20 protein-coding genes are annotated in these 19993 nt (G+C 40.8%); 1 reads left to right on the forward strand and 19 read right to left on the reverse strand.

Annotated elements, in window-relative coordinates; translation table 11 throughout:
* Positions 1–19: 19 nt before the first annotated feature.
* The 19 genes from LCL91_RS05690 to aroC all read right to left on the reverse strand — a co-directional run bounded on the left by LCL91_RS05690 (position 20) and on the right by aroC (position 18281).
* The gene (locus tag LCL91_RS05690; RefSeq protein ID WP_098443955.1) at positions 20–787 is read right to left on the reverse strand and encodes a menaquinol-cytochrome c reductase cytochrome b/c subunit; all 768 of its coding nucleotides are present in this window, start codon (positions 785–787) and stop codon (positions 20–22) included.
* A gap of 64 nt (positions 788–851) precedes the next feature.
* Complete coding sequence (gene qcrB, locus LCL91_RS05695) at positions 852–1523, reverse strand: menaquinol-cytochrome c reductase cytochrome b subunit (RefSeq protein ID WP_098443956.1); 672 nt, start codon at positions 1521–1523, stop codon at positions 852–854.
* Positions 1524–1535: 12 nt separating this feature from the next.
* Positions 1536–2033: a ubiquinol-cytochrome c reductase iron-sulfur subunit gene (locus tag LCL91_RS05700; protein WP_098443957.1), complete on the reverse strand. Its 498-nt coding sequence runs from the start codon at positions 2031–2033 to the stop codon at positions 1536–1538.
* 132 nt (positions 2034–2165) lie between these two features.
* Complete coding sequence (locus LCL91_RS05705) at positions 2166–2636, reverse strand: YpiF family protein (protein WP_224880751.1); 471 nt, start codon at positions 2634–2636, stop codon at positions 2166–2168.
* Positions 2623–3498: a GNAT family N-acetyltransferase gene (locus LCL91_RS05710; protein ID WP_224880754.1), complete on the reverse strand. Its 876-nt coding sequence runs from the start codon at positions 3496–3498 to the stop codon at positions 2623–2625. The genes LCL91_RS05705 and LCL91_RS05710 overlap by 14 nt, the downstream gene beginning before the upstream one ends.
* A gap of 125 nt (positions 3499–3623) precedes the next feature.
* A complete protein-coding gene (locus LCL91_RS05715; RefSeq protein ID WP_098443960.1) occupies positions 3624–4160 on the reverse strand; it encodes a ReoY family proteolytic degradation factor in 537 nt (178 codons plus the stop codon).
* A gap of 68 nt (positions 4161–4228) precedes the next feature.
* Positions 4229–5503: a tetratricopeptide repeat protein gene (locus LCL91_RS22195; RefSeq protein WP_224880755.1), complete on the reverse strand. Its 1275-nt coding sequence runs from the start codon at positions 5501–5503 to the stop codon at positions 4229–4231.
* Between the two features lie 443 nt (positions 5504–5946).
* Positions 5947–7233, reverse strand: coding sequence for a 3-phosphoshikimate 1-carboxyvinyltransferase (gene aroA / locus LCL91_RS05725; protein WP_224880757.1), 1287 nt, complete (start codon positions 7231–7233; stop codon positions 5947–5949).
* Positions 7234–7246: 13 nt separating this feature from the next.
* On the reverse strand, positions 7247–8353 hold the full coding sequence (locus LCL91_RS05730; protein WP_224880759.1) for a prephenate dehydrogenase: 1107 nt from the start codon (positions 8351–8353) through the stop codon (positions 7247–7249).
* Positions 8350–9453 (reverse strand): histidinol-phosphate transaminase, encoded by a 1104-nt coding sequence (gene hisC, locus LCL91_RS05735; RefSeq protein WP_224880761.1) that lies wholly within the window; start codon positions 9451–9453, stop codon positions 8350–8352. The genes LCL91_RS05730 and hisC overlap by 4 nt, the downstream gene beginning before the upstream one ends.
* 9 nt (positions 9454–9462) lie before the next feature.
* Positions 9463–10290, reverse strand: a complete 828-nt coding sequence (gene trpA, locus LCL91_RS05740; protein ID WP_224880763.1) for a tryptophan synthase subunit alpha — start codon at positions 10288–10290, stop codon at positions 9463–9465.
* Complete coding sequence (gene trpB, locus LCL91_RS05745) at positions 10283–11470, reverse strand: tryptophan synthase subunit beta (RefSeq protein WP_224880765.1); 1188 nt, start codon at positions 11468–11470, stop codon at positions 10283–10285. The genes trpA and trpB overlap by 8 nt, the downstream gene beginning before the upstream one ends.
* A gap of 2 nt (positions 11471–11472) precedes the next feature.
* Entirely contained in the window at positions 11473–12111 is a 639-nt protein-coding gene (locus tag LCL91_RS05750) for a phosphoribosylanthranilate isomerase (RefSeq protein WP_194221921.1), read from the reverse strand.
* On the reverse strand, positions 12098–12868 hold the full coding sequence (gene trpC, locus LCL91_RS05755; RefSeq protein ID WP_224880767.1) for an indole-3-glycerol phosphate synthase TrpC: 771 nt from the start codon (positions 12866–12868) through the stop codon (positions 12098–12100). The genes LCL91_RS05750 and trpC overlap by 14 nt, the downstream gene beginning before the upstream one ends.
* Positions 12861–13886, reverse strand: a complete 1026-nt coding sequence (gene trpD, locus LCL91_RS05760; protein ID WP_224880769.1) for an anthranilate phosphoribosyltransferase — start codon at positions 13884–13886, stop codon at positions 12861–12863. The genes trpC and trpD overlap by 8 nt, the downstream gene beginning before the upstream one ends.
* The gene (gene trpE / locus LCL91_RS05765) at positions 13879–15330 is read right to left on the reverse strand and encodes an anthranilate synthase component I (protein ID WP_224880771.1); all 1452 of its coding nucleotides are present in this window, start codon (positions 15328–15330) and stop codon (positions 13879–13881) included. The genes trpD and trpE overlap by 8 nt, the downstream gene beginning before the upstream one ends.
* A 340-nt stretch (positions 15331–15670) precedes the next feature.
* Complete coding sequence (gene aroH, locus LCL91_RS05770; protein WP_224880773.1) at positions 15671–16033, reverse strand: chorismate mutase; 363 nt, start codon at positions 16031–16033, stop codon at positions 15671–15673.
* On the reverse strand, positions 16030–17106 hold the full coding sequence (gene aroB, locus LCL91_RS05775) for a 3-dehydroquinate synthase (RefSeq protein WP_224880775.1): 1077 nt from the start codon (positions 17104–17106) through the stop codon (positions 16030–16032). Before aroB ends, aroH begins: the two co-directional genes overlap by 4 nt.
* 2 nt (positions 17107–17108) lie before the next feature.
* On the reverse strand, positions 17109–18281 hold the full coding sequence (gene aroC / locus LCL91_RS05780) for a chorismate synthase (protein WP_224880777.1): 1173 nt from the start codon (positions 18279–18281) through the stop codon (positions 17109–17111).
* Between the two features lie 220 nt (positions 18282–18501).
* Between aroC and LCL91_RS05785 the strand changes: the two genes are divergently transcribed.
* Positions 18502–19920: an amidase gene (locus LCL91_RS05785; RefSeq protein ID WP_224880779.1), complete on the forward strand. Its 1419-nt coding sequence runs from the start codon at positions 18502–18504 to the stop codon at positions 19918–19920.
* Positions 19921–19993: the final 73 nt, after the last annotated feature.

Consider the following 19993-nt stretch of genomic DNA (forward strand, 5'->3'; position numbering starts at 1 on the left):
ACAGTCAGCTTTTTTCATTTTATTGATTTGCCTCAGACGTTTCAACAATGAAGTCAGCTAGCTTTTCAAGTTCCTCATCAGAACCTTTAAAGGCGTTCGCTGGCATTCCGCCGATTCCGTTCACAGCAATATCCATAATGGATTCTTTTGTTTGCTTTGTTTCAAGAAGTGATGGACCGGATCCACCTTGAAGACTATCACCGTGACAACCAATACAAGATTGTCCTGAATAAATAGCATATCCTTCCGCTTCTTTGTCTACTTCAGCTTCAACAATTTCCCCTTGCTTAGCTGCTTTCTCCCAGTCATGTGTAACAACTGATTCCCATGTTAGGTAAACAGTTGAAATAAGACCAAGAAGCATTAACGCCGTTGCTACAGGTCGCTTAGCAGGTCTTCTTTCAGGACCTGGATCAAGCCATGGAGCAAGAAGAAGTGCACCAAATGCAAGACCTGGCATAATGACTGTACCTACAAGTGTATAGTCACCAGCCGCAAACTTGTATTTCAAGAGCTGGTATAAAAAGAGAAAATACCAGTCAGGAAGCGGCGTATACGTGGCATCAGTAGGGTCCGCTACGCGCTCAAGCGGAGATGGATGGGCAATTGTAAGAGCAAGATACCCAATTAGGAATACCGCACCTACCATCCACTCTTTTAACAAGAAGTTCGGCCAAAACGCTTCTGTTTTGCCGGGGTACTCTGAATAATCTTTTGGAATGTTAGGCTTTCTCTGCGCAGGGATACGCGAGTCGCCAACAAACTTCATTCCTTTTCCGCGATGCATCTGTCCCCCTCCTTCGTATAAAAAATTGTGTCGTCAATTAAATATAAGTTCTTTAGAATACGTCTTATAGAGGGCCAGAAATACCCTGCTTACGAATCATGATAAAGTGAGCAGCAAGCAATCCTAGGAGTGCAGCTGGTAAGAAGAATACGTGAATCGCAAAGAATCGTGCAAGAGTTTGCGCTCCGATAATTTCTCCACCTGCTAGAAGGGTCTTTGCCCATTCACCTACAACAGGAATTGTTACCGCAATTTCAAGACCAACTTTTGTCGCAAATAGCGCTTTCATATCCCATGGTAAGAGATATCCCGTAAATCCTAAGCCTAGCATAACGAAGAAAATCAATACACCAACTACCCAGTTCAATTCACGAGGTTTTTTGTAAGAGCCGGTAAAGAATACGCGAAGGGTATGTAGAAACATCATAACGATAACGAGACTGGCTCCCCAATGGTGCATTCCTCTTACAATTTGTCCAAATGCTACTTCATTCTGAAGATAGTATACAGACTCCCAGGCGTTAACAATGTCTGGTACATAATACATTGTTAAGAACATCCCGGATAAGATTTGGATCACAGTAATAAAAAACGTTAAACCGCCAAAACAATAAACAAACGCTGAAAAGTGGTGAGCTGGGTTAACGTGCTCAGGCACTTCGTGATCTGCAATATCGCGCCACATCGGCGTAATATCTAAGCGTTCATCTACCCAATCATAGATTTTATTTAACATAGATTACGCCCCCTAACGTGGTTCAGGTTTTCCGAGGTAAAGTTTTCCATCTTCAACTTTCTTGTTGTAAACATCAAGCGGCGCAAGTGGTGGTGTACCCGGAACGTTCACACCATCTTTCGTATAACGCCCCGCGTGACATGGGCAGAAAAACTGATCAGGATATGCAGGATTTGAAGACCAGTCAACTGTACATCCGAGGTGTTTACAAACAGGTGAAAGTGCGACAATTTCGTCTTTTTCATCTTTGTAAACCCAGGCGGATTGCGTTACTTCAGATTCATACCAACCATCTACCTGGTCAATTTTGAATTCTTTACGAACTGGTTTGTCCGTAATCTCGCTTGTGTCCATAACAGGTACAAAATCCTGCTTGGCTCCTTCTTTTAACAATGGATCAATTGCAAAACGAACCATCGGCATTAGCATCCCTGCTGCCATAAAACCGCCGACACCAGTCAGGCTGTAGTTTAGAAATTGGCGTCTTGTTACTTCCTTCTTCTTCGCCATTGGTTTCCCCCCTATCCTATGAAGTCAGTCCAGCCGGACAAAATAGTACACACATATAACTAGGACATTCCTATGATAGCGTAGTCAGTCTTGCTCTGTCAATATTCGGATTGGTCTTTAGCATGCCACAAATCAACTATTTATATTACTTTGCCACGTATTTGTTACAAATTGTAAAACCTGCTTCACTTGAGCTGAGACCGTTTCCATTTTATATTGTTCATCCATATGTTCAAGTGGAATTGCCGGCATCCATAATAAAGCACTCGAGATTTGGTCCTCCACCTGTTTCCATTCTACATCAGCAGTTAAGGTGATAATATGTTTAATACCTCCTTTATGCAATTCTACCTCTATCTTTTTCAAGCGGTCCGTTTTAAAAGTTTGTTCCTCTGAAATTAAATAGGTATAAGCAGGTAATAAAAGAAGACGACCTTTTAATTGTCTTTCTAGTTCATTTGATATGATTGAGATATACTCTCCCATAGATACGATCGTTTTCATATTGTTCGTCATTGATATTGGAACGAGTGGAAGAACGACTGTATCTACATATTCTTTTTCTTTTTCAAATAACGCAATATCTGCTTCAGTCCATTTCATTGTATAAACTCCTTTTTTGTCCATATAAACACCAAGTTGTTTGGTGAGAATAAGATTCTAGCCACTTAGCCTGCTGGATTGGCAAGTCGATCCATATGGTTCTTGCTTCTTCAATCGCATAAGCGGTAACCATTTTCCACATCTCTCTGCTATATAGCGTTGTTTCATTTAAGACCTTAACATGCAAATACGATGCACCTTTCTCTTCTCTCACCAGCATAAACCCACCCGTATCGTTAGCAAATAGCTCTACTTGCTCAAGATAAGTGGAAGAAAGGGAAGGTAAGTATGGAAGTGGATAATAGATCGAGTAAGGAAAAAATAATTGATCACTCTCTTTCCAATACTTTTCGATCGTAGCTTGCTTATTCTCTTCTGTCACTCTATTAAACGACCTTGTGTCGGTTTGTCCGATAATTGTATGAGGACTTATACGAGAAGACACAATTTGCGATTCAAGATGCATCTGCAAATGAGGCGCTATACCGTTACCTCCCGTGTTATAGTCTTCTGTTGCATAGCCAACCCAGGTAATAGCTGGGTTTTCAAATGCCTCAATTAGCAACGTATTCATTAATTCTGAAGCGATTCCTCTTTTTCGAAAATCACTATGTGTCCTTAATCGACCTAGGACAGCAGCTTCACCTTCAATTATCGTCAGACCAGCAATACCAACAAGCATTTCTTTCTTGAAATATCCTACCATCTTCTCTTCTTGCATTAGTTTATGTATGATGCGAATAACGTAATCATCTTCCATCCCCGTGGGCATCTCTTTAACGAGAGGAATATCCTCGTATTCTAGGGTTCGAATCAACTCTTTCTCTCCTTTCATTAAGCCGATCTGATCAATGTCATTCATTCGCCGACCCTAGTTCTTGCATTTCTTTCTAGTATATCATTTGTATAGAAAGTGTTGAAGATTTTTCCTAGAACGCACGTTCCAAAATACTTAAGCCAAACAAAAAACCCCTGATCAATCAGGGGTTATAAATGACTCAATTGCTTACTTAAATGGAGAAATGCTATTTCATCATTTCGATCCAGTGCCTCATCAATTTGTTTCAAAATGGATTCCTTTTTGAAACGTGTGAATGACTCGTCGAGGACCATTTCAGCCATAAACGAATATTTTTTATCAGCTGCCATATTCTCCGGTAAAAATGGATTCTCTTCTAAAACAGCTACGTAGTGAGGAGAAACATTTTTACTTTTGAAGTTTAGCTGAATATAAATAGGCTCGTCCTGATTCAGGCGAATGTCATGAAAAGACTTTTCAGGGTCTGTCGTAATGATGTTATGTTTGTAAAAACGAAAAGGCGCATTTTCTACACAGTGCGTGGAAATCACAAGCGCTTTTGGACAAAATTCAGCGTTCTCAACAAAATGAACATTCCCCATCAACACTTCATCACTTATTAAATAGTTCAAAAGCCAGACACATTCACGTTTCTTCACCTGATACTTCTTTAGAAACCATTTCAGAAAGTCTTTTTTTTCAACGACAGAAACGGAGCTGCTCATAGCGATTCCTCCCTGAGATTTTCCTAATTTAACAATTCGTCATTGAAGGTACATTTCCTTCTTCACCTTTAATCCTCTTTGAAAGTTTCCGCATCAAACCTCAAAATTTCTTCTTCAAGATGGACGAGCGATGGGTCTAGCTTTAGAGCAAGTTTGAAGGCTTTCACTGCTTCTTCTCTTCTACCTTCTTCAATTAAGAAGGCACCATATTCCTCTAGAAAAATTGGATCCTGTCTGAAATAAGTATATGCATTTTCATAGCGTTTTATGGCATCTTTATACTCTTCAACCTGTGCATAAGCTGTTGCCGCTGACCAATCAAGGTATGGATCACTTTGCTCTCCCTCTTCAATGTTTCGCAAGAGATCCAAAATATCTTCATATCGTTCCTCTGTCTTCAAATAGGCGGCTAGCGTTTTCGCAGCTTCTATATGCGCTGGATTAATGGCTAGTAATTCACGTAAATACTGTTCTCCGCTTGCATTATCGTGTGTTTTAAAGGTTAACCTACTAGCTTGTATATATAGCTCTTCATTAAATTCATCAAATTTAATTCCTTGGGCTAGTACCTCAATTGCTTCAGCTACCGCACCTTCTTTTTCATAAGCTTTGGCAAGATAAGGATAAAGTGTACTATACTGGGGATCTAGTTCTTTTAGCTCATTAAACGCATTAATGGCTTTTCGGTATTCATTGATTTGAAGCGCCGTAAACCCATAACCAAACAGGGCGTTAATTTCACGCGCGTTCTCGAGTCCCTTCTCATAGTAAGTAAGCGCATCTTCAAATTGTCCACTCCCGCTCAATGCTTCAGCCAATCGAAGTTCAATATTTTCATTAGCAAGCTCTCCTTTGGTTCCAAGAACTGCTTCATAGTAAGGAACTGCCTTTAAATGATGACCTTGTGTTAAATAAAATTCACCAAGTCCAAAATCGATGATTGGTTCATCAGGCGAAAGTCGCTTTGCTTCCAGCAGTTTTTGCTCTGCAACTTCTTCCAATCCTTCCGTTTGGTAAAGATCGGCCAATAAGAGAAGGGCAGGTGGATATGCAGCATCATTTTCATCAATTTTATTTAAAGCAGCAATGGCATCCTGCTCTTGTTCAAGATCAACATAGCATTCCGCTGCCTGTACAAGTAATTCACCTTCATTTGGGTAATGAATAAGTAGCTCTTCTACGACGTCTCTAGAATCTTCAATAAGTCCAAGACTGTAGTAAATGTTGGAGAGATCATATAAGCTTTCATGATCAGCTTCTTTTCGTACTTCTTTTAGTTCTGTTAAACCTTTTTCAAAATTTCCCGACTCAATTAATGAGACAGCCTGTTTAAGACGATCCACGTTCCAAAACTCCTTCTAACACTACTTATTTTCTTTCGATGACTCCAAGCATAAACTCATTTTATTGCGCCACCCTTCATTTTTACTGTAAAGGATGGTTCTCTTTCTGTTATTTACGACAAAGCTCTGAAATGAATGGGTCTCCTCCATCATAATCAAGAATTTCGTTATCTTCAACTTCATTGCCTAAATTCATCAAATCAGTAAGTCTAGAAGTGAGGAAATTTATTAATTAAGATCAATGAAAAAAATTCCCTGTGCAGAAAGCGGTTGTTAACGCTTTCAAAACACAGGGACAAAATAAATATGGATAGGAGTGGAGAGAAACCATTACTACATTTAGTATAACAGGAAAAGATATAAAATCAACTGATTCTTTAGAAAATTTTGCGTATTTTTAAAAATTCAGCAGTTCCTGTTACAAAAAAACAAAAAGCAGGTTCCTAGGAACCTGCTTTAAGCTTCTTTAAATGGTCAAAGAAATCAGGATATGACACTTTGATAGCATCAGGTAATGCAAGCTCGACAGCGCCTTCCGTTATACATCCAGCGACAGCAAGCATCATACCAATCCGATGATCGCCTAAACTTGAAACTTCCCCACCATGAAGAGGCGTAGGCCCTTCTATCACCATGCCGTCTGGTGTACCAGTAATCGAGGCCCCTAAAGTTTGCAAAGCTTCCACTACTGCATCTATGCGGTTCGTTTCTTTGACTTTTAATTCTTCAGCGTTGCGAATAATTGTCTTTCCATTCGCCTGGGTTGCAAGAAGCGCAATAATCGGCAACTCATCAATTAAGCGTGGAATGATATCTCCTTCAATAACTGTTTCACGAAGATTACTCGTACAAATTGTAAGATCTGCTACTTCTTCTTGATTGACTACTCGTCTATTTTTAATCGATAATGCTGCACCCATTTGTTCAAGGACATCTAATATGCCAGATCTTGTTTCGTTAATGCCCACATTTAATAAGGTTATTGTGCTGTTTGGAACGATTGCCCCCGCTACGAGGAAAAAGGCAGCTGAAGAAATATCTCCAGGTACTTCAACATTCGTAGCAGTTAGCTTTTGACCGCCTTCTACACTAACTGAAAGTCCATCTCTTTTAACTTTTACGCCAAAACTCTCCAGCATATTTTCGGTGTGATTTCTGGAGCGATGTGTTTCAGAAACAGTCGTAACTCCTTCAGCTTGTATACCAGCTAGAAGAATGCCTGATTTAACCTGAGCACTTGCGACAGGCGACTGATATGTAATGCCTTTTAAATTGCCACCTCGGATTGAGATTGGTGCATATGTGCCCTGCTCTCTTCCATCAATAACAGCACCCATCTGTGATAAAGGAACTGTTACACGATTCATCGGTCGTTTAGCAATTGACTCGTCTCCCGCTAAAACCGAGTGAAAAGGGCGACCCGCAAGTAATCCCATCATTAAACGAAAAGTAGTACCCGAATTCCCTACATCGAGAAGCTGAGAAGGTTCCTTGAGTCCTTCAATTCCTTGCCCTTCTACAACAACAGATGCGCCATCTTGTTCAATACGAACCCCCATCTGTTTAAAACAGGAAATGGTACTTAAACAATCTGCTCCAGGAAGGAAGTTCGTAATCCGCGTTGTGCCATTAGCAATTGAACCAAACATGATCGCACGGTGGGATATAGATTTATCTCCAGGTATCACGACTGTTCCTTTAAGACTGTGCGCTTTCGTTATGGTTTCCATAGTTACGTTCTCCTTATTTATCATCTACATATGTTTCAAAATCACAATCTAGGATTACTTTCGCATTATCACGGTCAGTTTCTGAGCGAAAGCTCACTCGAAGCACACCCATAATATCTTCTCGGGTTTCAATGATTCGAATGTTTGTAATTGAAATTTCTTCCTTTGCGAGTTTTTGCGTAACAGCAGCGATTACACCGGGCTGATCCTGTACATCAAGGAACAAATCATAAAAGGCCGGTATCGCTCCTCTTGAGCGAACAGGTAATCCATCACGAAAGTCTTTCGCGCCAGAAAAATAATTAAAAATACCGTCCTCATTTTCTTCTTTAATATAGCCCTGAATTCTATCTAATTCTAACTTCATGTCTTCTGTCATATGAAGTAGAACATCTTTGTTCCGCAACAGAATGTCACGCCACATCACAGGACTAGCTGATGCGATACGCGTAATGTCTCGAAACCCTCCAGCTGCAAACCTTGCGACGTTAAAGCGCTGACTATCATTTCGATCACTAACAAAGTTCACAAGACTTGCAGCTAAAATATGCGGGAAATGACTAATTAATCCGACTAAATAATCATGTTCCTGTGCTTCAAGCTCAACAAAAGTAGCATTGGTAGAACTTAAAAGGTCCATTAAGTCGTGTAGTTTCGATCGATCGACAGCATCATCTGGTGTTAAAATATAAAAAGCATTCTCAAACAGGTGGGATTTTGCTGCTGTCACGCCCGTTTTGTGGGAACCAGCCATCGGATGCCCACCAATAAATGTTATAGAAGGATTAAGAATTTTCTTCGCATGACTTACGATCGAAAGTTTAGTACTCCCCACATCCGATACGATGACGCCATTCTTTAATTTTATTGAGGAAAGTTGTTCTAAGATTTGCTCCGTTTGCACGACAGGAGCTGCAATCATGATATAGTCTGCTTTTTGCACCGCTTCTTCAAGAGAAGAAGCGGTGTCATCTACGACACGAAGAGCTTTTGCAAGATCAAGCTGGTTTTGATTCACATCGAACCCTGTAATCATGGCGTCCTGATGCCCTGCTTTAATGGCCAGAGCAATCGATCCCCCGATTAGTCCAAGACCGATGATTGCTACATTTTTACTCATGACTTTCGCATTCTCTTGTCATTAAGAAATTGAGATAGACAGTCAATGATTTCCTTGTTTTGCTCTTCCGACCCGACGGTTATTCGCGCTGAAGTTGGAAAGCCGAGAGCAGAACCAGAGCGGACAATGTACCCATGCTTCATGAGATAGTCAAATACTTCATCTGCCGGAAGACCAAAATCGATAAGAACAAAATTCCCTTGAGAAGGATACACAGATAATTCAAATTGCTCACAAAAAGCATAGTAAAGAGCGCGACCCTTCTCATTTTCTTCTCGACACTTCTTTATAAATTGCTGGTCTTTTAGGGCAGCAATTGCAGCAGCTTGTGCGACGCGGGAAGTATTAAACGGTTCTCTGGAAGGTTCAATGGATGCGATCACTTCCGAGTTAGCTACACCATACCCAACGCGCAACGCAGCGATGCCATAAGCTTTAGAAAACGTACGTAAGATGACCAGATTTTTATATTTTGAAAGGGTTGCAAGCGTGTCAGGATAATCAGTAGCAGTCACATATTCTTTGTATGCTTCATCCATTACCACAAGCACGTGCTCTGGAACCTTATCCAAAAACGCAAATAGCTCATCTTCTGGAATGTGTTCTCCAGTCGGATTATTAGGTGAACAAACCCAAATGATTCGCGTATTCTCATCTATAGCTTTCAACATCTCAGTTAATTGATGCTTTCCATCGATTAAGGGAACTTCACGAACCTCAGCATCTTCAATGACCGCATTATGACGGTATTGCGGAAAAGTTGGTGTAGCCATAACCGTGTTAGTTCCTTTTTCAAGATACGTTCTGCAAAGAATTTGAACGACTTCGTCTGATCCATTACCGAAAACGAGCTGATCTTCATTTACATTAAGATGCTTTGCTACCTCAGTCCGAAGAGAAGCTGCATAGCCATCTGGATAAATGTGTAATTGCGACAGTTCTTTTTCAATCGCCTCTTTCACACTTTGAGAAGAACCAAATGGATTTTCATTTGAAGCAAGCTTAATAACTTGTTTAAGACCAAGTTCTTTCTTTACTTCTTCAATCGGTTTACCTGGCTTGTAAGGGGTTAACCCTTTCATTTGTCTTTTTGGAATCATGCCTGCACCTCACGAATGGATTTTCACTTTCCCATATGGAGAAATCAAATTTCGTACATATGCCCGAATTTGATCTATCCCTTCTTTCTGGGATGCTTCTTTCTTCAACACTTCCACTTGTTCCTCAACTTGACGAATAATCGCACTACCAACAATAACGCCATCACAGTGCTCTTTTAGCTTTTCAACTTGTTCAGGAGCCGAGACTCCAAAGCCAACCGCAACTGGAATCATACTATGCTCTTTCACTCGATCGAGAAATGTAAAGACTGAGGAATGAAAGTCAGTCCTCGTTCCCGTAACACCGAGTGACGAGACGCAATAAAGAAATCCAGTAGCTTCTTTCGAAATGGCCTGCAGTCTTTTATCTGAAGTTGTTGGCGCAACAAGAGAAATCAGCGCAGTCTCATTAGCATTGCAACTTTCTCTCCAGTCTTCACTTTCTTCAAAAGGAAGATCTGGAACTAATAGTCCGTCAATATCATTTTCTCGCACTAAAGCGAAGAAGCGTTCTTCTCCTAATTGTAACAAAAGATTGTAATAAGTAAATATCACAACTGGAATTTCAAGTCCTTTTTCTCGCATTTGTTTCACGAGACCCATCGCTTTCTCAAGGCTCATTCCGTGTTCTAATGCACGTAGTGACGCACGCTGAATCACTGGACCATCTGCTAGAGGATCAGAATATGGAATACCGAGTTCAATTGCATTAGCTCCTTCTTCTTGAAGCATCAATGCTAAATTAATAGTCGTTTCTTCTGTTGGATCACCAGCTACAACAAAAGGTATGAATAGATCGTTTCGTCCATCTACATGTTTCTCAAATCGTTTATTCATTAACGTCACCTCCAAGATGTTCCATTATCGTGTGCACATCCTTATCTCCTCTTCCTGAGAGGCATACAAGAATAACTTCATTTTCATTCATGTCTGGCGCTTGCTTAATTGCTTCAGATAGCGCATGAGCACTTTCAATCGCCGGAATGATACCTTCCTCTTCGGATAGAACTTTTAATGCATGAAGTGCTTCATTATCAGTAATTCCTGTATATGTCACGCGACCCGTTTCATTTAAATAGGCATGTTCAGGTCCAATTCCAGGATAATCGAGTCCGGCAGAAATTGAATGTGGTTCTTGAATTTGTCCCGTTTCGTTTTGCAATAAGTAAGTAATTGAGCCATGAATAACACCGAGACGACCTTCAGAGAGCGTTGCGGCGTGTTCTCCAGTATGAATTCCCTTACCGGCAGCTTCTACGCCAATCAAGCAAACATCATCTTTAAGAAATGGATAGAACATGCCCATTGCATTACTTCCACCTCCAACACAAGCGATTACCTTATCGGGTAATGCTTCCATTTGTTCGCGGGATTCATCACCGATCACGCGCTGAAAATCCCTTACCATTTTCGGATAAGGATGCGGGCCAACTACAGAGCCAATTAAATAGAACGTATCTTCCACATTTGCTACCCAGTACCGAATCGCTTCATTCGTCGCATCTTTTAACGTTTTGCTACCAGAAGAGACTGGGACAACTTCAGCACCGAGGAGCTTCATTCTGAACACATTCAATTCCTGACGTCTAATATCCTCTTCTCCCATAAACACTTTACATTCTAATCCAAATCGAGCAGCTACAGTTGCAGCTGCAACACCATGCTGGCCAGCACCTGTTTCAGCAACAATTTTTTCTTTCCCCATACGAACGGCAAGAAGAGCCTGTCCAATTGCATTATTTAATTTATGTGCCCCTGTATGGTTAAGATCTTCACGCTTCAAATAAATTTGTGCCCCGCCAAGTCTTTTTGACAAGTTTTCTGCATGTGTAATCGGCGTTGGTCGACCTGAATATTTTTTCAGTTCCTCATGATAACTCGTCATAAATTTTTCGTCTGCCATTGCTTCGTTTAACGACTGTTCTAATTCTTCTAGCGCATACATAGCTGTTTCAGGAACATACTTTCCACCGTATCTACCATATCTTCCGCGTTGATCAGGTACACTTGTTGACATTGTTATCCCAGCCTTTCGATTATGGTGTTCATTTTCGTTTTATCTTTCCTATCATCGGTTTCGATTCCACTTGATACATCTATTCCATCTGGATGGTAGCTTATCAATTCTTGAACATTATCTGGCTTTACTCCACCTGCTACAAATAAAGGCACCCTTTGCTCAGCCGCTTCAGCCTGATATGACGGGATAGAATCCCAATCAAATCGTTTTCCGGTTCCTCCCCATTGTCCAGGTAGTTTTGTGTCAACGATATATCCATCAGCGATACCTTCGTATCGTTTCATTTCATCTAGAGATCTTTTACCATGATGAATCACTTTCCAAATCGTTTTCCCTGTCATTTGTTTAATCTTGGCCGCGAAAGCTGGTGTTTCATTACCATGGAGTTGGAGGATATCAAGCGGTACTTCACTTACCGTTTGCGCTAACTCTTCTAATTCCGGGTTCACAAACACACCTACAATTTTCGTATCATTCAGAGGTGGATAATCGCTTAACCAACCTTTAACTTGTTCATCCGTAACGCGCCGTACGCTATTTGCAAAAATAAATCCTGCATATGGGACACCGCTCACTCTCACGCTCTCCCAATCCTCTAACGAGCGATTACCGCACAGCTTAAGTTCAGGCTTTCTCATGAACTGTTTCACCAAACAAATGCTTAATTCCCTTTTCATAAGTACCATCTCTCATAAGAGCCTCACCTACTAGTACGGCTTTCGCTCCCGCACTTTTCACGTCTTTAATATCCTCGTAAGTTGATATGCCGCTTTCGCTAATCATCAATGTTGACTGAGGAATATACTGGCTGAGTGAGTGTGTTTGTTTAGTAGACGTTTCAAATGTTGCGAGATTCCGATTGTTAATTCCTATGACTTCTGGAGTGAAGTGATCAGTAAGCGCTTCAAGCTCTTCTTTGGAATGTACTTCAACAAGGCATTCTAATCCTAAATTTGAAGCATAATCATAAAATTCCTTGGTCTTTGTTGCGCCAAGCGCTCGCACAATTAATAGAATAGCATCTGCACCAATACGTTTACTCTCTTCAATTTGTCTTTTATCAATAATAAAGTCTTTCCGTAAAACCGGTAAAGACACGTGCTTTTTAACTTCTGTTAGGAAAGAATTTGCGCCCATAAAGAATGACTCATCCGTTAAAACAGAAACGGCATCCGCTCCTGCTTTTTCATAAGCTTTAGCTACTTCTACAGGATCAAAGTTAGCGTTAATAATACCTTTTGAAGGAGAGGCTTTTTTCACTTCTGCAATCAATCCTAATTCATGCGTTGGCTTACGCAAACTTCCTACAAATGAAACATTTGTCACTTTTTCATCATCCGGCATAATAAACCGTTCCATCTCTTCGTGCTTCACTTTAATAATTTGATCAAGCATGAACATTCAACTCCTTGTTTGTGCTTAATGCATTTAGTTGCTTTCGACCAGTACCATTCATAATGGCATCTTTAGCCATCTGCACACCTTCTTTAATAGTTGCACACGCTCCTGCAAGGTAGAGAGCAGCTCCAGCATTATAGAGAACAATTCCAGTGCTAGCTTCATTTCCTTCATCGTTAAAAATTCGTTCAATTAAACTCGCACTTTCTTTTGAAGTGTTGACCACTAAATCCTGAGCGTTACCTGTTGATAGACCAACTTCTTCTGGTGTGCGGCGATAAGTCATGATCTCACCATTTCTTAATTCGACAAAATCAGTGTAAGTTGAAATAGAACACTCATCGATTCCTTCCCCACCAGTCACCAGTAAAGCGCGTTTTGTTCCTAGACGCTTTAATGCTTTCGCCATTTTCAATGCTTTGTCATGACTATAAACACCAATTAGCTGTGACTGACTACCGGCTGGATTTGCTAGCGGTCCCAGGCTATTAAAAACCGTTCTAAAACCAATCGCTTTTCGAGCACTTACAGCGTGCTTCATAGCTACATGGTAATTCGGAGCAAATAGGAAACACATGTTTCTTTCCTTCAAAGTTGCAACAGCTTCGCTACGACTTGATTGTGTAGGGATACCGAGCTCATCAAGAACATCTGCGCTACCACTCTTAGAGGAAACAGCTTTATTACCGTGTTTCGCAACTTTGACACCCAGGCTAGATACGAGTATGGCTGAAGCAGTTGAAATATTGAAGGTAGAGTGGCCGTCCCCTCCTGTACCACAAGTATCGATTAGCGGCAGTCCACCATGATCAAGCTGAACAACATGGTTTCGAAGGGAGCGAACAAACCCAGTCAATTCATCAACCGTTTCTCCCCTCATTTGGAGAATGGTTAGGAAGCTAGCAATTTGTGCATCATTCGCTCTTCCTTCCATAATAACATCCATGACCTGTTCTGCTATGGATTCAGACAGCGTGTGCCCTTCCATCATTCTGCTTAATTGTTCTTTAAACATTTAGCTGCTCCTCCTTTTGGTCGAAAATGGCTTCCGCTACCTGAATCGCTTTAATAAGAGCACTCGCCTTATTTCGCGTCTCTTCCCATTCGCTCTCAGGTACGGAATCAGCTACGATCCCTGCTCCTGCTTGCACGTATGCTGTACCGTCTTTGATCACCATTGTTCGAATGGCGATGCATGAATCAACATTGCCATCAAATCCTATATATCCAATAGCTCCTGAATAAATGGATCGCGAAGTTGGTTCAAGCTCGTTCAATATTTGCATCGCCCTTACTTTTGGCGCACCAGAAACTGTACCTGCAGGAAAGGAGGCTACTACCGCGTCTAAACTAGTAAATCGAGGTGCCAAAACACCTGTTACTTTAGAAATAATGTGCATCACATGAGAGAAGCGTCCAATGTCCATTAGCTGAGGTACTAAAACACTTCCGTATTCCGCTACTCTCCCAACGTCATTTCTTGCAAGATCGACGAGCATATAGTGCTCTGCTCGTTCCTTCTCATCTTCAAGCAACTCTTCAGCGAGCTCGTTATCTTCTTGAGCTGTTTTTCCACGTTTTCTCGTCCCTGCAATTGGATCGATCTCAATTTTCCCATCTTGTACCTGAACTAATTTCTCAGGTGAACTACCGATGATTTCTACATCGTTCATTTTTAAATAAAACATATATGGTGATGGGTTAATGACTCGGAGAACTCGATAAAGATCTAATCCTCCAATGGTGACATCTTTTTCAAACCTTTGAGATAATACCGCCTGGAAGACATCCCCTTCTTCAATATAAGATTTTATTTTATTCACATCATTTAAGAATTGCTGCTTTTCATAGTTCGATTTAATTTCAGAGAAATCCACCTCATGTGAAGCATCTTCAGGAAGAAGCATCACTTCACCTTGATTAGGCTTTGATGCAAGAGAGACAAGTTCTTCCATAATCGAAAAAGCATCGGTATAAACTCGTTCAACATCTAAAGCCTCTTTTACCCTGGCGTGATGACAAACTGTTAGTCGCTTTAAATGATGATCATAGATTAATAAATTCTCACAAACCATAAAATGAACTAACGGCATATCTTCGTCCCGGTCAGGATGAACTGGAATTTTGTCAAATTGACTAACAGCATCATAGCCAATATAGCCAACAGCTCCACCATAAAAAGGGAAGTCGTGATCTGGTAGCTTAGGATTTAAATATTCAAATAGCGCTTTTACTCCTGACTGGAAATCATTTCGTTGAAGGATTCTATTCCCATCCACATCATTAACAGAGAAAACACCTTTTTGTTCAACCAGGGAATAGACTGGATCTACTCCTATAAATGAATAGCGTGACCAGCTTGACTCTTGATCACTACTCTCTAATAGAAAGCTTGCTCGTTTACCTATATTTTGAAAAATTTGAATGGGTGTTGTCGTATCAAGGAAATACGACTTCATTAATGGGATCATCCCGTAAGTTTCGGAATCCCTTTGAAAAGAAGAATAATTTGAAGTCAACTTTCTCACCTCTCCATTGTTAGTCATGGAGAATGGAAAAGCTGAGTAATCCGAGGATAAAAATGTGGTATAACAAAGAACAGACTGTAATTGTCTGAATGTTACCAATATCGAAAAAGGGTATAATAAAACCCCCTAATAACCTCAGGGGGTGTATAAACGTATCCCTCTAAGCTCTCCTCAACTCAACTATCCTATTCTCTGCTCTCTCAACTCGTAATACCTAATCGTGCCTCTGCTCTAAAACTTATTTCTATCCTAGTATGATGAATCTCATTTGTCAACTCGCAAGATCTGGACGAAGTGACACAGCTTTCTCTAAATAAATGTGATTAATTTCATCCTGGTCAATTGTTGTATTCACCGTCATTAACAGTCGAATACACAGCGGTAGCGCTCCTTGAACAGGGATTTCTGATGAGCAAAGCAACGGAACGTTTGACCACCCTTTAAATGCTCGAACTGCTTCTGCAGGGAATACAGCATCTAAATCCCCAGTCATCGTAAACTGAATGGACGCCACCATAGCAGGATCGATTTTATTATGTTCGATTAGTTGTTCTAGTAATGTCGTCGTTGCATGAATAATTTCATCTTTTTTATTAAGGTTAACTGTGGTTGCTCCTCTAATCCCTCGAATCAATGTGCTCCACTCCCTTCCATACTAGATCGAAGCAGTTCAAGGGCAGATTCATCGTTTATCATTACCTTAACAGGCTGACCGATCTTCTTTAATAAAACAAATTGTAATGTTTTGTTTTCCGCTTTTTTGTCTTTCTTCATCCGGCCAACTAATTTGTGAATACTAAGCTCATTAGGAACTGCAGTAGGAAGACCGATATCTTGAAACCATTTCGTTATTTCATCCATACGAAACGTTGTTTGAAAATATTCCTCACTTAATTTAAGGGCATAGATCATACCAATAGCAACCGCTTCTCCATGTGTCATTTTTCCATATCCAAGTTCTGATTCAATCGCGTGACCTAGTGTATGACCAAAATTCAAGTAAGCTCTTATTCCTTGTTCGCGCTCATCTTCCTTCACAATCGTGCCTTTGACCGTAATACCCTTCTTAATAATGAATTGAAGCTCTTCATCTGTGTACTCCTGAACTTTCTTTCCTCTATCCATTAGCCATTGTAAAAACGATTCATCATGTATGAGCGCATGCTTGATCACTTCACTAAATCCCGAACGCCATTCGCGATCGGGAAGGGTTCGTAGACACTCTGTATCATAAATAACGGCTGATGGCTGATGAAAGGCACCAATTAAATTCTTACCTACTTCATGGTTAATCCCTGTTTTCCCACCAACGCTCGAGTCATGAGCTAGTAACGTAGTTGGAATTTGAATAAATTCAATTCCTCTCATGTATGTAGCGGCAGCAAAGCCGGCTAGATCACCTACTACCCCACCACCAAGAGCGATGATACAGGCTTTTCGATCCAACTCCGCTTTAAGTAATGCCGTCATTACTTCATAATACATAGCAAAAGATTTCGATTCTTCTCCAGAAGGCACAACGAAAGTCTGGATATTCTCATGACCTTGAATTGATGATAAATATCTTTCTTCAACTGCTTCATCTGTAATAATGAAAAAACGTGAGTAAGAAGCGTAATCAATCAGATCTCTCCATTTGTTTCGAATCCCAGTTCCAATATGAACAGAATAACATCCCCCATTTGTATCAATCGTTAAACTGTCCATCTTTAAAACTCCCGGCTATATGTCCTGAAGCGTTCAAGCGCATCTGCAATTTCTTCAATACGATCATGACCAAACTTATCAAGAATTGAACACGCTACTTCCCATGCCACAACATTCTCAGCCACGACACTTGCGGCTGGAACCGCACAGCTATCAGATCGTTCTATACTCGCTTGGAATGGCTCTTTTGAATCGATATCTACGCTTTGCAGTGGTTTGTATAATGTTGGAATAGGTTTCATAACCCCTTTCACAACGATAGGCATACCGGTTGTCATACCACCTTCAAAACCACCAAGGCGATTTGTTTTACGTGTGTATCCCTCTTCCTCAGACCATTGAATTTCATCATGGACTTCACTTCCAGGAATTTTCGCTGCATCAAAACCTATTCCAAATTCAACACCTTTGAATGCATTAATACTCATAACAGCCCCAGCTATTTTCGAATCAAGCTTTCGATCATAGTGAACATGACTTCCAAGACCTACAGGCAATCCTTCTACGATCACTTCGACGATTCCACCAATTGAATCTCCATTTTTCTTCGCATCATCAATTGCTTCCATCATTTTCTGACCAGCTACTTCATCAAGGCTTCGAACAGGCGATTCTTCTGAAACACGCTGTATTTCTTCAAGAGACATACCACCATCGTATTGACTCTCAATTCCTCCAATCATGCGCACGTGCCCAGCCACCTTAATACCAAGTGTCTTAAGTAGTTTTTTAGCTACAGCTCCAGCAGCAACTCTTACCGTTGTTTCTCTAGCAGATGAACGTTCCAATACGTTTCTCATGTCACGGTGGTTATATTTAATAGCGCCATTTAAATCTGCATGCCCAGGACGCGGACGTGAGATTTGACGCTTCATGTTTTCTTCTTGTTCTTTCGTTAATGGCTCTGCACCCATATAATTTTTCCAGTGCGTCCAGTCTTTATTTTCTACAACAAGCGCAATGGGAGCACCCGTGGTTTTCGCATGTCGAACTCCGCTTAATATTTGGACTTGATCCTTCTCAATTTGCATACGGCGACCTCTCCCGTATCCAAGTTGGCGCCTCGCAAGTTCAGTGTTAATATCTTCCGCCAATAGCTCAAGACCAGAAGGAAGTCCTTCAAGTATTGTTGTTAGCTGTGGTCCGTGTGATTCTCCTGCTGTTAAGTATCTCATCTCAATCTCCTCCATTATCCTTTGGCGCTTTTACGTACTACTATACCACACCATATAAAATTCGTGTAAGTATTTTTAATTTTTTCAATGATGGTTGGGCATATCCTAACACAATTTAACTAAAAAAACACAAAATTTCTATTCTTTTCTCTAGTAGATTGCTTCATCCGTTTTCTTTCGTTAATGTTGAAGATATAACCTACAACAAGGAAGTGTCTAGATGGAAATTACAAATCTTACAGCTCAATCCATGGCCAAAAAAATACAAACAAAAGAGATTTCGCCTGTGGAAGTTGTGCAAAGTCATCTCAATCGAATAAAACGTTTGAATCCTAAACTGAATTTATTTATTACTGTATTTGAAGAGCAAGCGATAGAAGAAGCTAAAGCAGCTGAAAAAGAACTGATGAATACAGGTACAAGAGGACCTTTGCACGGTGTACCAATCGCATTAAAAGACCTTACATCAGTAGCTGGCCGGCGTACTACGTTCGGTTCTCCACTTTTCAAGGACCACATTCCACAATCAGAGCCGACAATTGTAAAAAGGATTCGAAACGCAGGTGCTATTATTATCGGAAAAACAAATACACCAGAATTCGGGCATAAAGGCACAACAGACAATCTTTTATTAGGTCCGACAAAGAATCCATGGGACACTTCTAGAACTGCCGGAGGATCAAGTGGTGGATCTGCTGCTGCAGTAGCAAGTAAGTGCGTGCCACTAGCAGAAGGAAGTGATGGAGGCGGTTCGATTCGTATTCCTTCATCCCTAAATGGCATTATTGGTCACAAACCAACGTTTGGTCGCGTACCGTTTGACAGCTCACCTTTCAATCGCTTTGGAACCACTCAACCTTTTGTTCATTATGGTCCAATGGCGAGATCTACCGGTGACGCAGCTCTCCTCCTTTCTGTGATGGAAGGCTACCAGCCAACTGATCCGTATTCGGTTCCAGTTACAGAAGAAAATTTACTTGAGGAAATGAAATTAGGTGTTAAAGGTAAAAGGTTCGCCTTTACTGAAAACTTTGGATTGTATCCCTTTGAGCAAGAAATTTTAAGTCCGCTAGAAGAAGCGATCAGTCTTTTACGTGATCACGGGGCAATCGTAGAAAATATCCCATTTCAATTTGGTATGAAACTTGAAGAATTGATTTCATTCTTCAATAAGATGTGGTATGCAGGTTTGGCAACAGCTTATGGGTCGCTTTATGATCGCTTCCCTTCAAAATTTAGTCTCTCTGTTTCTCGCATGATTGAATCAGGTAGACAGCTTAGCGCAATAGAATTAAGAGAAACCGAAATGAAGCGTACGATGATTTGGAACACAATTCAACAAGAATTAGATCGGTACGACGCTATTCTCTCTCCAGTTGTTGGAGTAACTGCTTTTTCACATCAGATTGAAGGCCCTGATACGATAAACGGAAAAGCTGCCGCCCCAATCTCTGATTGGATGATGACCCAGTTATATAATTGTACTGGACATCCAGCGATATCGATCCCAGTCGGAAAAGCACGATCCGGTTTACCCGTAGGTCTTCAAGCTGCGGCCGGCAAATTCAACGATAGTTTATTATTTAGAATTGCCCATACACTTGAACAGGAAAAAGGTTTTGAATCCCCAATCATCTAACCACCTATTCATCGCTTTAACTAAAAAAGAACCAGACAGAGTTCTGTCTGGTTCTTTTAATATAAGCGCTTTC

Origin of the sequence: Guptibacillus hwajinpoensis, assembly GCF_020171785.1 — a bacterium.
In the GTDB taxonomy this organism is placed as follows: Bacteria; Bacillota; Bacilli; order Bacillales; family Guptibacillaceae; genus Guptibacillus; species Guptibacillus sedimenti.